This is a genomic window from Pseudoalteromonas sp. SR44-2, from assembly GCF_014163745.1.
Classification (GTDB): domain Bacteria; phylum Pseudomonadota; class Gammaproteobacteria; order Enterobacterales; family Alteromonadaceae; genus Pseudoalteromonas; species Pseudoalteromonas distincta.
The window spans coordinates 1-410 of record NZ_JACJDW010000079.1 but is presented as its reverse complement, the minus strand read 5'-3'; the positions used below and the strand labels follow the sequence as shown (position 1 = coordinate 410).

Below are 410 nucleotides of genomic sequence, written 5' to 3'. Positions count from 1 at the left end.
TCAGACGTGGATGGCGACAGCCTGACGATCAGTGCTGCATCAGCTGATATTGGCTCAGCCTCAGTAGTTGGCAATCAAATTCAATATACCCCAGCTGCGAATACCAATGGACTTGCCACGATAACTTATACTGTTAGTGACAATAATGGTGGGACCAATACAGCCACAGTCGCCGTTACGATAACTGCCGTGAATGATGCACCTGTTGCTAATAACGATACCGCGACCATGGCGGAAGATGCAGCACCAATACTGATAAACGTATTAGCCAATGACTCTGATGAAGATGGCGATAGCCTTGTCATAAGCGCAGCATCAGCTGATATTGGCTCAGCCTCAGTAGTTGGCAATCAAATTCAATATACCCCAGCTGCGAATACCAATGGACTCGCCACGGTAACTTATACTGT

General features: G+C 47.1%; 1 protein-coding gene. It reads left to right on the top strand.

From position 1 onward, the window contains the following. A partial coding sequence (locus tag H5115_RS20005) for an Ig-like domain-containing protein (protein WP_182756988.1) occupies positions 1–410 on the top strand: 410 nt, incomplete at both ends.